General features: G+C 61.6%; 12 protein-coding genes and 1 tRNA gene. 11 read left to right on the forward strand and 2 right to left on the reverse strand.

Annotated features, from left to right (window positions below; translation table 11 throughout):
- Positions 1-57: 57 nt before the first annotated feature.
- Entirely contained in the window at positions 58-1,731 is a 1,674-nt protein-coding gene (locus BX591_RS32840; RefSeq protein WP_111935483.1) for an electron transfer flavoprotein-ubiquinone oxidoreductase, read from the reverse strand.
- Between the two features lie 189 nt (positions 1,732-1,920).
- Here BX591_RS32840 and BX591_RS32845 point away from each other — a divergent pair, with 189 nt between their 5' ends.
- Complete coding sequence (locus BX591_RS32845) at positions 1,921-2,697, forward strand: SDR family oxidoreductase (RefSeq protein WP_035546940.1); 777 nt, start codon at positions 1,921-1,923, stop codon at positions 2,695-2,697.
- A gap of 39 nt (positions 2,698-2,736) precedes the next feature.
- A complete protein-coding gene (locus tag BX591_RS32850; protein ID WP_111935484.1) occupies positions 2,737-3,168 on the forward strand; it encodes an acyl-CoA thioesterase in 432 nt (143 codons plus the stop codon).
- 49 nt (positions 3,169-3,217) lie between these two features.
- Here the strand turns inward: BX591_RS32850 and BX591_RS32855 are convergent, their stop codons facing one another.
- The gene (locus BX591_RS32855; protein WP_111935485.1) at positions 3,218-3,763 is read right to left on the reverse strand and encodes a LuxR C-terminal-related transcriptional regulator; all 546 of its coding nucleotides are present in this window, start codon (positions 3,761-3,763) and stop codon (positions 3,218-3,220) included.
- A gap of 244 nt (positions 3,764-4,007) precedes the next feature.
- Between BX591_RS32855 and BX591_RS32860 the strand changes: the two genes are divergently transcribed.
- From BX591_RS32860 to rpmI, 9 genes are all read left to right on the forward strand, one after another.
- Positions 4,008-4,712: a CoA transferase subunit A gene (locus BX591_RS32860; RefSeq protein WP_105506696.1), complete on the forward strand. Its 705-nt coding sequence runs from the start codon at positions 4,008-4,010 to the stop codon at positions 4,710-4,712.
- Between the two features lie 2 nt (positions 4,713-4,714).
- Positions 4,715-5,356 carry a CoA transferase subunit B gene (locus tag BX591_RS32865; RefSeq protein WP_111935486.1) on the forward strand — a complete coding sequence of 214 codons (642 nt, stop codon included), beginning with the start codon at positions 4,715-4,717 and terminating at the stop codon, positions 5,354-5,356.
- A 292-nt stretch (positions 5,357-5,648) separates the two neighbouring features.
- The gene (locus tag BX591_RS32870) at positions 5,649-6,563 is read left to right on the forward strand and encodes an alpha/beta fold hydrolase (RefSeq protein WP_111935487.1); all 915 of its coding nucleotides are present in this window, start codon (positions 5,649-5,651) and stop codon (positions 6,561-6,563) included.
- Between the two features lie 110 nt (positions 6,564-6,673).
- Positions 6,674-7,027 (forward strand): RidA family protein, encoded by a 354-nt coding sequence (locus BX591_RS32875; RefSeq protein ID WP_111935488.1) that lies wholly within the window; start codon positions 6,674-6,676, stop codon positions 7,025-7,027.
- A gap of 74 nt (positions 7,028-7,101) precedes the next feature.
- Positions 7,102-9,345: a RelA/SpoT family protein gene (locus BX591_RS32880; RefSeq protein ID WP_111935489.1), complete on the forward strand. Its 2,244-nt coding sequence runs from the start codon at positions 7,102-7,104 to the stop codon at positions 9,343-9,345.
- 143 nt (positions 9,346-9,488) lie between these two features.
- Positions 9,489-9,565: transfer RNA gene (locus BX591_RS32885), tRNA-Val, on the forward strand.
- 252 nt (positions 9,566-9,817) lie between these two features.
- A complete protein-coding gene (gene thrS, locus BX591_RS32895) occupies positions 9,818-11,725 on the forward strand; it encodes a threonine--tRNA ligase (RefSeq protein WP_111935490.1) in 1,908 nt (635 codons plus the stop codon).
- Between the two features lie 49 nt (positions 11,726-11,774).
- On the forward strand, positions 11,775-12,299 hold the full coding sequence (infC, locus tag BX591_RS32900) for a translation initiation factor IF-3 (protein WP_081935657.1): 525 nt from the start codon (positions 11,775-11,777) through the stop codon (positions 12,297-12,299).
- 257 nt (positions 12,300-12,556) lie between these two features.
- Positions 12,557-12,754 carry a 50S ribosomal protein L35 gene (gene rpmI / locus BX591_RS32905; RefSeq protein ID WP_111935491.1) on the forward strand — a complete coding sequence of 66 codons (198 nt, stop codon included), beginning with the start codon at positions 12,557-12,559 and terminating at the stop codon, positions 12,752-12,754.
- Position 12,755: the final 1 nt, after the last annotated feature.

A 12,755-nucleotide genomic window follows, 5' to 3' on the forward strand; every position in this document is an offset into this window, starting at 1 on the left:
TTGCCTTCGCAACGCGCGACATGCAGTCGACGCGCTGCGAAAGCAAATGCACGGCAATTACATATTCGGGTAGTTCGGCCCGCCGCCACCTTCAGGCGTGACCCACACGATATTCTGCGTCGGGTCCTTGATGTCGCACGTCTTGCAATGCACGCAGTTCTGCGCGTTGATCACCAGGCGCTCGCCGCCGTCGTCGTTCTTGACGAACTCGTACACCGCAGCGGGGCAGTAGCGCGACTCAGGGCCGGCATAGGTCTGCCAGTTCACGTTCACCGGCACGGACGGGTCTTTCAGCGTCAGGTGAGCCGGCTGGTTCTCCTCGTGATTGGTATTCGAAATGAACACGGAAGAAAGCCGGTCGAACGTCAGCTTGCCGTCTGGTTTCGGATACGTGATCGGCTTGCACTGCGACGCCGGTTTGAGCATCTCGTGATCCGAGTGCTGGTGATGCAACGTCCAGGGCACATTGCCGCCCAGCACCTTCTGTTCGAGACCGACCATCAGCGTGCCGAGGTATAGGCCCTTGCTCATCCACTGTTTGAAATTGCGGGCGCGATGCAGCTCGGTGTGCAGCCACGAGGTCTTGAACGCTTCCGGATACGCCGTGAGCTCGTCACTGGTACGTCCGGCCTGCACCGCCTCAAAAGCCGCGTCAGCGGCCAGCATGCCGGTCTTGATCGCCGCATGCGAGCCCTTGATTCGCGATGCATTCAGGAAGCCTGCGTCGTCGCCCACCAGCGCACCGCCCGGGAACACCAGCTTCGGCAGCGACATCAGGCCGCCTGCGGTGATCGCCCGTGCGCCGTACGACACGCGCTTGCCGCCTTCCAGGATTGCGCGGATCGCCGGATGCGTCTTGTAGCGCTGGAATTCCTCGAACGGCGACAGATACGGATTCGTGTAGCCCAAGCCGACCACGAAGCCGACCATCACCTGGTTGTTGTCCATGTGATAGAGGAACGAACCGCCGTACGTGTCGTTTTCCAGCGGCCAGCCGGCGGTGTGCATGACCAGACCCGGCTTGTGCTTCGCCGGATCGATTTCCCACAATTCCTTGATGCCGATACCGTAGACCTGCGGATCGACGCCTTCGCGCAGCTTGTACCGGTCGTTCAGTTGACGGCCCAGATGCCCGCGCGCGCCTTCGCAGAACAGCGTGTATCTGGCATGCAATTCCATGCCGAGCTGGAAGTTCTCGGTCGGTGCGCCGTCCTTGCCGATGCCCAGATTGCCGGTCGCCACGCCCTTGACCGAGCCGTCGTCGTTGTAAAGGATTTCAGCGGCCGGAAAGCCCGGGAAAATCTCGACGCCCAGCGCCTCGGCCTGCTGACCGAGCCAGCGCGTCACATTGGCCAGCGAGATGACGTAGTTGCCGTGGTTCTTGAAGTTGTCCGGCAGCGCCCAGACCGGCACGCTCTTCGAGCCGGTTTCGCTCAGGAACAGGAATTTGTCTTCGCTCACCGCCACGTCGAGCGGCGCGCCTTTTTCTTTCCAGTCCGGAATCAGTTCGGTGATCGCGCGCGGATCCATGACCGCGCCCGACAGGATATGCGCCCCGATCTCCGAGCCTTTTTCCAGTACGCACACGCCCAGCTCGACGCTCTTTTCCGCCGCCAGCTGCTTCAGGCGGATCGCTGCGGACAGGCCAGCCGGGCCGCCGCCGACGATCACGACGTCGTATTCCATCGACTCGCGTGGACCGTATTGCTCAATGAGACTTGCGGGGGTCATTGATGCTCCTCTTACCGTTAGAATGCTTTTTTCGGGTTCGTATTGTGGGCGATGCATCCCCGCACTGCAACCGGATGAGCAGAGATTAGCACGATCGTTCTATTTATGTGATACGGTACCGACCCGTAGCGAAGGTCTTACCGCACCTGTCAACCGTAGTTGCAATTACAACCGAACAAGGGAACGACAATGGGCCGTTCGATCAATCTGGAAGGCAAGGTCGCGCTGATCACCGGCGCCTCGAGCGGGTTGGGAAAGCGTTTCGCTCAGGTATTGTCGCAGGCGGGCGCCAAGGTCGTGCTGGCGAGCCGGCGCACCGAGCGGTTGAAGGAGCTGCGCGCCGAGATCGAGGCGTCCGGCGGCGCGGCGCACGTGGTGTCGCTCGACGTCACCGATTACCAGAGCATCAAGTCGGCGGTCGCGCATGCGGAAACCGAGGCGGGCACCATCGACATTCTGGTGAACAACTCGGGCGTGTCGACTACGCAGAAGCTCTCGGAAGTCACGCCGGCCGACTTCGAATACGTGTTCGACACCAACACGCGCGGCGCGTTTTTCGTCGCGCAGGAAGTCGCCAAACGCATGATCATGCGTGGCAATAACGCGCAGAACCCGTCGTACCGCATCATCAATATCGCGTCGATGGCGGGCCTGCGTGTGCTGCCGCAGATTGGCCTGTACTCCATGAGCAAGGCCGCTGTCGTCCATATGACGAAAGCCATGGCGCTGGAGTGGGGCAAGCACGGCATCAACGTGAACGCGATCTGTCCGGGGTATATCGACACCGAGATCAACCACCATCACTGGTCGACCGAGCAGGGGCAGAAGCTGGTGTCCATGCTGCCGCGTCATCGCGTCGGCAAGCCTGACGATCTGGACGGGCTCCTGCTGTTGCTGGCGGCCGACGAATCGCAGTTCATCAACGGCTCGGTCATCGCCGCCGACGACGGCTTCGGCCTGGCCTGATTTCAATTCACCTTAAGCAGCAAGCGCAACGGAAGTACGATGAGCGATTTTCACGCAGTCTTTGAGATGTCCATGCCGATCCGTTGGGGCGACATGGACGCATTCGGCCATGTCAACAACACGGTCTATTTCCGCTACATGGAGCAGGTGCGGATTTCCTGGTTCGAACAGATGGGTCTGGCGGGCAGCAATGCCGACGGCCAGGGCCCGGTGATCGTCAACGCGTCGATGGAGTTTCTCAAGCAACTGCATTATCCCGGCGACGTGATCGGCCGGATGACGGTGGCCACGCCTGGCCGCAGCAGCTTCGACACCGGCTTCGAGCTGGTGCGCGCCGACGATCCGCACACCGTCTATGCGCGCGGCGCCGCGCGCTGCGTGTGGATCGATTACGCGGCGGCGAAGTCGGTGCCGGTGCCCGATCTGCTGCGGGCGACGATCGAGCGCGCCGCACTGGTCAAGGCGGCCTGATCAGCGTGTCCAATACGACGGTCGCTTAAGCAGGACGCCGGCCCAGACTTCAATGCCCGAGCAAGCGCTGCAATAGCTCGGTCGCGTTCCCCGTATCGTATTTACGCATCAGCCGCGCCCGGTAGACATCCACCGTGCGCGGGCTGATATCCAGCACGCGCCCGATCTGCTTGCTGGTTTTGCCGGTTACCAGTTGCGCGGCGATCTCCCGTTCGCGCGGCGTCAATTCGACCGCCACGCGGCGCGTCGCGCTCAAATCCTCGAACGTCCATACGCCCGCAGCATGCGGGTCGGTGCGCTGCTGCGCGCGGCCCGTCACGTGACACCAGAACAGTTCGCCGTTGGCGCGCTTCATGATGCGGTCGTCCGCGTAGCTGCCCTGCGCGGTCATGATCGGCGGAATGCGCGCGCCGATTCGCTCGAATTCGTCTGCCGACGGATAAAGCACCTGAAACGACTGGCCGAGCAGCGCCTCGCGCGGGCAGCCGAAAATCGACGCCAGCTCGTCATTACAGTCTTCGATCACCCGTTCGCGCGACAGCACGAGGCCGATCGGCGCGAGTTGAAAAGCGGTTTGATAATCCAGTGCGGGCATGAGTTGGCGGCAAGTACTTATGTATTTTTGCGTATTGTGCCGCATGGCGCGCCCAGCGTACTCTTTCGGGCACATGACAACGCGGTGCAGGCGTCTGGAAAGAGTCTTTGCGCGCTACGCCGGCCAAGCCGGGCGCACGGCCTGCTACGGATGACTAGAATGACGTGTCGGGCGCGAGCTCGCGGAACGTGATACCAGCCGCAACGAACCTGATTCGGGTTTCCATAAAGGAAGGGACATACTGATGAACAAGGTCTATCCAGGCGCCGCCGAGGCGCTGAAAGACATCGTCAAGGACGGACAGACGTTCGCCGTCGGCGGCTTCGGGCTGTGCGGCATTCCGGAGGCGCTGATCGCGGCGCTGCGCGATTCGAAGGTGCAGGGCATCACCTGTATCAGCAACAACGCGGGCGTCGACGGTTTCGGCCTCGGTCTGCTGCTCGAAACCCGCCAGGTGAAGAAGATGATCTCGTCGTACGTGGGCGAGAACAAGGAGTTCGAACGCCAGTATCTGGCCGGCGAACTCGAGCTCGAATTCACGCCGCAGGGCACGCTGGCTGAAAAGCTGCGCGCGGGCGGCTCGGGCATTCCGGCGTTCTTCACCAATACGGGCTACGGCACGCTGATCGCCGAAGGCAAGGAAACCCGCCAGTTCGGCGAGAACCACTATGTGCTCGAGCACTCGCTGACCGCGGATGTCGCGCTGGTCAAGGCATGGAAGGCCGACAAGTCCGGCAATCTGATCTACCGCCGCACCGCGCGCAACTTCAACCCGATGTGCGCTATGGCGGGCAAGATCACGGTCGCGGAAGTCGAGGAGATCGTCGAGGTCGGCGAACTCGACCCGGATGCGATCCACACGCCCGGCATCTTCGTTCAGCGCATTGTGCTCAATGCGACGCCGGAAAAACGCATCGAACAACGCGTCGTGCGCGCGAAAGGAGCCTGATCATGGCATGGACTCGTGACGAAATGGCCGCACGCGCGGCGAAGGAATTGCAGGACGGCTTCTACGTGAACCTCGGCATCGGCCTGCCGACGCTGGTGGCCAATCACGTGCCAGCGGGCGTCGAAGTCTGGCTGCAGTCGGAAAACGGCCTGCTCGGCATCGGCCCGTCGCCGACCGAAGAGGAAGTGGACGCCGACCTGATCAATGCCGGCAAGCAGACGGTGACCACGTTGCCGGGTTCGTCGATTTTCTCGTCGGCGGATTCGTTCGCGATGATTCGCGGCGGCCATATCAACCTGGCGATTCTGGGTGCGATGCAGATCAGCCGGAAGGGCGATCTGGCGAACTGGATGATCCCGGGCAAGATGATCAAGGGCATGGGCGGCGCGATGGATCTGGTGGCGGGCGTCAAGCGCGTGGTCGTGCTGATGGAGCACGTCGCGAAGGGCGACCAGCACAAGATTCTCGACGAATGCACACTGCCGCTGACCGGTGTGGGCGTGGTCGATCAGATCATCACCGACCTCGGCGTGATCGAGGTGACGGAAGCCGGGTTGAAGCTGACCGAACTGGCGCCGGGCGTGAGCGTCGAGGAAATTCAGGCGAAGACCGGCGCACCGCTGGATGTGAGCGCGGTGAGTTGAGTGGCGGGATCTGCAGGGCGCCGTGCAGTGCGGCGCCGTGTGAGTTGAAGTTGTCTTCTCTCACGCGGTGCGGCGCCGCTGCGGCGTCCGGCCGGTGTGATTGCAGAGCGGGCGAGGCGTGTGCCTCGCCCGCTTTTGTTTGTGCGCGACGCGTCCGGGTCTGAGTTTGTCCTATGCCGTTTGGCCGATCCTTGCCGCGTGGCAAAGCGGTTTACAATCCTTTGAAGATTGGACGCCACATTGGCCCGTGCTCTGCCGGGCCAAATCCGCCGTGCTTTTGCAAGGAGCCTCGATGACCGCACCAACGTCCGCTTTCAGCGCCGGGCAAGCCGTTCCGCGCCAACGTTATGTGCAGTGCGCCAGCCCCGCCGGGCTGCACCGCGTTGCGTACACCGAATGGGGCGATCCGGCCAATCCGCGCGTACTGGTGTGCGTGCATGGCTTGACGCGCTCGGGGCGCGATTTCGATCGTCTCGCGGCGCAATTCGCCGGTACCTACCGTGTGGTGTGTCCGGACGTGGCGGGGCGGGGCTTGTCGTCGTGGCTTGCCAACCCCAACTTCTATAGCGTGCCGCAGTACGTGGCCGACATGGTCACGCTGATCGCGCGCCTGAACGTCGAAACGGTCGACTGGTTCGGCACCTCGATGGGCGGCCTGATTGGCATGGCGCTCGCTGGTTTGCCCGATACGCCGATCCGCAAGCTGTTGCTGAACGACGTCGGTCCACATCTCGAGCCGGCAGCCGTGCAGCGTATCGGCGACTACCTCGGCAAGCCCGTGCGTTTCGACACGCTGCAACAAGGCGTCGACTACGCGGCCTTGCTCGCGAAAACCTTCGGTCCGCTCACGCCGGACGAATGGCGCGAAATCAACACGCCGCTGCTGCACGAAAAAGACGGCGCATGGCTCCTGCGCTACGACCCGCGCGTCGCCGAGCCGTTTGCCGCGATCACCGAAGAAGCGGCCAAGCTCGGCGAGACCGTGCTATGGCGTTCGCTGGCGGCTTTTCAGGGGCCGGTGTTGGTGGTGCGCGGCGAGCAGTCCGATTTGCTGTCGCGCGAAACCGTCACGCAGATGGTCGAGACTGGGATCGCCGTGTCGAGCATGGAAATCGCCGGTGTCGGACATGCGCCGGCGTTTCTGTCGGCCGATCAGATCGACGTGGCGCGGCAGTTCTTCATCGGGCCGGCGGTCGACGCGTCATAATATGCAGTTCCGCACGGCGTCTGCTTGAAGGGCGTCATGCAACGGCGTCGCGCAGCGGTCTCATGCGGAAAGCATCTCCGATCAATTTTTAACCCAACTCAGGATTCTTCATGGCAGTCATTCGTCATCACGTCGGCAAGCGCCTCTCCGAAATCGCCGTGCATAACGGCACGGTGTACCTCGCAGGCCAGATCGCCGAAGACGCGGATCAGGACATCACGGGCCAGACGCGCGAAGTGCTCGGCCACATCGACCGTCTGCTGGCTGAAGTGAACAGCGACAAGTCGCAGTTGCTTTCGGTGCAGATCTATATCTCGGACATGGTGCACTTCGCCGGCATGAACGCCGTGTGGGACGAGTGGGTTGCACAAGGCGACACGCCGCCGCGCGCTACCGTCGAAGCCAAGCTCGCGAATCCGAAGTGCCTCGTCGAGATCGTCGTGGTCGCGGCACAGCGCGGCTAAGCCGCGCGTAGCCGTTGTTGCCGTTCACCTTCCGTTGATTCGTCTGGCCCGTTGGGCCGTCGCACTGCCGCACCATGAATACCGAAACCGTTACGAGCACGCCGAACCCCCTCCCGTCCTTCGACGAAGCGATGGCGTTCGTGCGCGAACATGCGGGCGAGGTGCGGCTGTCGTCGGGCGAGTTGCTGGCGGATCACGCGGCGGGCACGGCGTCGATCATGCGCACGCTCAATGTCGATCCGCCGGCGGTGCTGGCGGCGGCGCTGTTTGCGTTGACGCCGCATCTGCAGGATCCGGAGCGCGTGATCGCCGACAACTTCGGCGAAGAAGTCGCACAACTGGTCGGCGACGTGCGCAAGCTGCTGCGTCTCGGCACGGTCAGCCTGCGTGCCGCGCAAAACGCCATGCCCGAAGCCGGGCGCGACGCGCAGGCCGCGCGCCGCACGCAGGTCGAGGCATTGCGCAAGATGCTGCTCGCGTTCGCGCAAGACATTCGCGTGGTGTTGATCCGGCTCGCATCGCGGCTGCAATCCATGCGCTATTACGCGGCGGCGAAGATCACGCCGTCGCCCGACGTGGCGCGCGAAACGCTCGACATTTACGCGCCGCTCGCCAACCGGCTGGGCATCTGGCAACTGAAGTGGGAGCTCGAGGATCTCGCGTTCCGCTTCGAGGAGCCGGTCACGTACAAGCGCATTGCCAAGCTGCTCGACGAGAAGCGCGTCGAACGCGAGGGCTATGTCGCGCAGGCCATCGAGCGCCTGCAGCAGGAGCTGGCCGCGGCGGATATCCGCGCCGAAGTCAGCGGTCGGCCGAAACACATCTACAGCATCTGGCGCAAGATGCGCGGCAAGGAGTTGGACTTTGCCGAGCTGTACGACGTGCGCGCGTTTCGCGTGATCGTGCCGGACATCAAAGATTGCTACACCGTGCTCGGCATCGTGCATAACCTGTGGCAGCCGGTGCCGCGCGAGTTCGACGACTACATCTCGCGGCCCAAGCCGAACGGCTATAAATCGCTGCACACGGTCGTGATCGGCGACGACGGCCGCGCGTTCGAAGTGCAGATTCGCACACACGAAATGCACCAGTTCGCCGAATACGGCGTGGCGGCGCACTGGCGCTACAAGGAAGCGGGCACGCGCGGTTACGGCGGCCAGTTCAGCGCCAATGAGAAGTACGACGAGAAGATCGCGTGGCTGCGGCAATTGCTCGCGTGGAAAGACGAGGTCTCGGAAGGCGAGCACGGCGAAAAGCGCGCGGCGCAGCCGTGGGATCAACTGCGCCAGGCCACACTCGACGACGACCACATCTACGTGCTGACGCCGCAGGCGCGCGTGATTCCGCTGCCGCACGGTGCGACGCCCGTCGACTTCGCATATCACCTGCATAGCGAGCTGGGGCATCGGTGCCGTGGCGCGCGCGTCGACGGCGCGATGGTGCCGCTCAACACGCCGCTGCAGAATGGCCAGACGATCGAGATCGTCGCGGTGAAAGAGGGCGGTCCGTCGCGCGACTGGCTCAACCCGCAGCTCGGCTATCTGCAAAGTCCGCGCGCGCGGCAAAAAGTGCGCGCGTGGTTCAACGCGGTCGAAGTGCAAGAGCACATCGCCAGCGGACGTGCGATGGTCGAAAAGACCTTGCAGCGCGAAGGCAAGACGTCGGTCAACCTCGATCAGCTTGCCGCCAAACTAGGTTTCAAGACGACCGACGATCTGTTCTCGGTCGTGGGCAAGGAAGAATTCAGTCTGCGGCTCGTCGAGCAGGCGTTGCACGACGCACCGCCGCCCGAGCCCGCGGTCGAGGCGCCGGAGCAATTCGAAAAGCGCAGCAGCGGCGCGAGCGTCGCGCGCGGTGCGTCGACCGGTGTGCTGGTAGTCGGCGTCGACGCGTTGCTCACGCAGCTCGCGCGTTGCTGCCGGCCCGCACCGCCGGACGATATCAGCGGCTTCGTCACGCGTGGTAAAGGCATGTCGATCCACCGCAGCGATTGCCCGACGTTCCTGCGTATGGCGGAGCGCGCGCCGGAGCGCGTGCTGCAAACCGCGTGGTCGGCGGACGTGATGAGTGGTCGCGGTCAGTCGGTCTATCCGGTCGACCTCAGTATCGAGGCAACGGACCGGCAGGGTTTGCTGCGCGACATCTCCGAAGTTTTCGCGCGCGAGAAAATGAACGTGATCGGGGTGAAGACGCAATCGCGCCGCAATACCGCGTTCATGCAATTTACCGTCGAGGTGTCGAGCTCCGCGCAGATTCAGCGCGCGTGTACGGTGCTCGGCGAAGTGACGGGTGTGGTGCGCGCATCGCGCAAGAGTTGATGCGTAAGCGGTGGTCTGTGTGTGCGTGGCGTTTCCTGCTGCAAACTCGGCTTCGCGCGCCAGGATGGGTTGGTAGAAATTTAAAGTCGGTGCATAAAAGTACTTGCCAAGCAGTGTGGCGCTCCATATAATCTCGTTTCTTCAGGCTCGTAGCTCAGCTGGTTAGAGCACCACCTTGACATGGTGGGGGTCGTTGGTTCGAGTCCAATCGAGCCTACCAACGAAAGAGAAATTCCGGTTTTGCCGGGGTTTCGCAAACTGCAGTAAGCGCCTTTGGCGCAAAAGGCGAATACGGTTATGACACCGCGAACGTTGACCGAAGTTACTTCGGAGCGACGCTAGTCGAGGACCACTTTCGCCAATGTAGTTTGCAGGAAATGTGAATGCGGCCCCTCGAAAGCGGGGCCGCATTTTTTTTGGCTTTTAGACCTGGTTGTATGTGCCACCGTCGGTCGGCACCACGGAGAACGCAATGGTTTCGATACGTCTGCCTGACGGTTCTGTTCGACAGTACGAGCATCCGGTGACCGTCGCCGAAGTGGCCGCCTCGATCGGCCCCGGCCTTGCAAAAGCCGCACTCGGCGGCAAGATCGACGGCGAGTTGGTCGATACGTCCACGCTGATCGATCACGACGTGGCGCTTGCCATCGTCACCGAAAAAGACGCCGACGGTCTCGACATCATTCGTCACTCCACGGCGCACTTGCTCGCGTATGCGGTGAAGGATCTGTTCCCGCAAGCGCAGGTCACGATCGGCCCGGTGATCGACAACGGCTTCTACTATGACTTCGCGTACAGCCGTCCCTTCACGCCGGAAGATCTGGAAAAGATCGAAAAGCGCATGCAGGAACTCGCGAAGAAAGACGAACCAGTTTCGCGCCGCGTGGTGTCGCGCGAGGAAGCGGTCGAGTACTTCAAGAGCATCGGCGAAAAATACAAGGCCGAAATCATCGAATCGATTCCGTCCAGCGACGATATCAAGCTGTATTCGCATGGCGGCTTCACCGATCTGTGCCGCGGCCCGCATGTGCCGTCCACCGGCAAGCTCAAAGTCTTCAAACTGATGAAGGTGGCTGGCGCCTACTGGCGTGGCGATTCGAAGAACGAGCAATTGCAGCGCATCTACGGTACGGCCTGGACCAAGAAAGAAGACCAGGAAGCGTATCTGCACATGCTCGAAGAGGCGGAGAAGCGCGACCACCGCAAGCTCGGCAAGCAACTCGATCTGTTTCATATGCAGGACGAGTCGCCGGGCATGGTGTTCTGGCATCCGCGCGGCTGGACGCTGTGGCAGCAGGTCGAGCAGTACATGCGCCGTCGCGTGAACGACGCCGGCTACCTCGAAATCAAAACACCGATGATCATGGACCGTTCGCTGTGGGAAGCGTCGGGCCACTGGCAGAACTATCGTGAAAACATGTTCACGACGGAATCGGAAAAGCGCGATTACGCGATCAAGCCGATGAACTGCCCGGGTCACGTGCAGGTGTTCAACCACGGCTTGCGTTCGTATCGCGACCTGCCGTTGCGTTACGCGGAATTTGGTTCGTGCCACCGCAATGAATCGTCGGGTGCGTTGCATGGTCTGATGCGAGTGCGTGGTTTCGTGCAGGACGACGCGCATATTTTCTGTACCGAAGACCAGTTCATCAGCGAATCGATCGCGTTCAACACGCTGGCGATGAGTGTGTACAAGGATTTCGGCTTCGACAAGGTCGAGATCAAGTTGTCGCTGCGCCCGGACGCGCGTGCCGGTACGGACGAGACGTGGGATCGCGCGGAGCAGGGTCTGCGTGAAGCGCTGACCGCCTGCGGCGTCACGTGGGAGGAATTGCCCGGCGAGGGCGCGTTCTACGGTCCAAAGGTCGAGTATCACATCAAGGATGCGCTCGGCCGCTCGTGGCAATGCGGTACGCTGCAACTCGATATGGTGTTGCCGGAGCGCCTCGGTGCCGAATACGTCGCGGAAGACAATGGCCGCCGCCGGCCGATCATGTTGCACCGGGCAATCGTCGGATCAATGGAGCGCTTCCTCGGCATTCTGATCGAGCACCACGCTGGTGCCATGCCGTCCTGGCTCGCGCCGATGCAGGTTGTGGTGATGAATATCGCCGAAAATCAGGCCGAATATGCAGGGTCGCTAGCCCAATCGTTGCAAAAACAAGGGGTTAGAGTAGAGGCCGATTTGCGCAACGAGAAGATTAGCTATAAAATACGTGAGCACACGTTGGAAAAGGTGCCGTACCTGCTTGTGGTCGGCGACAAAGAGCGTGAAGCCCAAACGGTAGCCGTGCGTGCCCGTGGTGGTGTCGATCTGGGCGTTATGCCTCTCGATACCTTCATTGAGCGTCTGCGCCATGACGTGCAGTCGTTCAACTGATCCACTTGGCAGCCCGGCTCGTTTTTTTAAATTTTAGAGGAAACGTAACATCGCTACTGATAAGTCTGCGCACCGCATCAACGGTGAAATTACGGCACCCGAGGTGCGTCTGGTCGGAGTCGAGAACGAACCGCTCGGCATCGTGAAGCTCGCTGATGCGTTCCGCATGTCGGAACAGCAGGATGTCGATCTGGTTGAAATCGCCCCGCAAGCGGTCCCGCCAGTTTGCCGCTTGATGGACTACGGCAAGTTCAAGTACTCGGAAGCGAAGAAGCAGCACGAGGCCAAGCTCAAGCAGAAGATTGTCCAGGTCAAGGAAGTCAAATTCCGTCCCGGCACTGACGACGGCGATTACAACGTCAAGCTGCGTAACCTCATTCGCTTCCTCGACGACGGCGACAAGACGAAAATCACGTTGCGTTTCCGTGGCCGCGAAATGGCTCACCAGGAAATTGGTATGCGCGTGCTTGAGCGCCTGCGTACGGACCTCGACGAAGTTGGTCAGGTCGAGCAGATGCCTAAAATGGAAGGTCGCCAGATGATCATGGTGATCGCTCCGAAGAAAAAGAAGTAAGCGACTTGAGCAACGGCGTGCCATGTGGCACGCGCTCTGATCGTGAAAGATTGAACCGATGCTGTGCCGGGTGTCCGGTGCGCAATCAGAAGGTTTCGGAACGGCGCGCGTGTCGCGTAAGCGTTACTCGCGCCGATTCCTGAAAAGCGGCCGTCGGTGGTATTGGCGGTCTGCATACCAAGTGGAATGGGTTTCGAAGGGCGGGTGATGGCCTCTGGCCGACCGCACACCCATATCCATCTAATAATGGAGTTGTCATGCCGAAGATGAAGACCAAGAAGAGTGCTGCAAAGCGCTTCGTGGTGCGTCCGGGCGGTACCGTCAAGCGCGGTCAGGCCTTCAAGCGCCACATTCTTACCAAGAAGACCACCAAGAACAAACGCCATTTGCGCGGTTCGACGGCAGTTCATGATTCAGATATGAACTCCGTGCGCGCAATGCTGCCGTTCGCTTAAC

It is taken from the genome of Paraburkholderia bryophila, from assembly GCF_003269035.1.
GTDB lineage: Bacteria > Pseudomonadota > Gammaproteobacteria > Burkholderiales > Burkholderiaceae > Paraburkholderia > Paraburkholderia bryophila.

Excerpts from the sequence above, each read along its gene's own strand:
- thrS (WP_111935490.1), top strand. The coding sequence starts at position 9,818 with ATGGTTTCGATACGTCTGCCTGACGGTTCTGTTCGACAGTACGAGCAT.
- BX591_RS32880 (WP_111935489.1), top strand. The coding sequence starts at position 7,102 with ATGAATACCGAAACCGTTACGAGCACGCCGAACCCCCTCCCGTCCTTC.
- BX591_RS32840 (WP_111935483.1), bottom strand. The coding sequence starts at position 1,731 with ATGACCCCCGCAAGTCTCATTGAGCAATACGGTCCACGCGAGTCGATG.
- BX591_RS32875 (WP_111935488.1), top strand. The coding sequence starts at position 6,674 with ATGGCAGTCATTCGTCATCACGTCGGCAAGCGCCTCTCCGAAATCGCC.
- BX591_RS32860 (WP_105506696.1), top strand. The coding sequence starts at position 4,008 with ATGAACAAGGTCTATCCAGGCGCCGCCGAGGCGCTGAAAGACATCGTC.
- BX591_RS32870 (WP_111935487.1), top strand. The coding sequence starts at position 5,649 with ATGACCGCACCAACGTCCGCTTTCAGCGCCGGGCAAGCCGTTCCGCGC.
- BX591_RS32845 (WP_035546940.1), top strand. The coding sequence starts at position 1,921 with ATGGGCCGTTCGATCAATCTGGAAGGCAAGGTCGCGCTGATCACCGGC.
- BX591_RS32865 (WP_111935486.1), top strand. The coding sequence starts at position 4,715 with ATGGCATGGACTCGTGACGAAATGGCCGCACGCGCGGCGAAGGAATTG.
- BX591_RS32850 (WP_111935484.1), top strand. The coding sequence starts at position 2,737 with ATGAGCGATTTTCACGCAGTCTTTGAGATGTCCATGCCGATCCGTTGG.
- rpmI (WP_111935491.1), top strand. The coding sequence starts at position 12,557 with ATGCCGAAGATGAAGACCAAGAAGAGTGCTGCAAAGCGCTTCGTGGTG.
- BX591_RS32855 (WP_111935485.1), bottom strand. The coding sequence starts at position 3,763 with ATGCCCGCACTGGATTATCAAACCGCTTTTCAACTCGCGCCGATCGGC.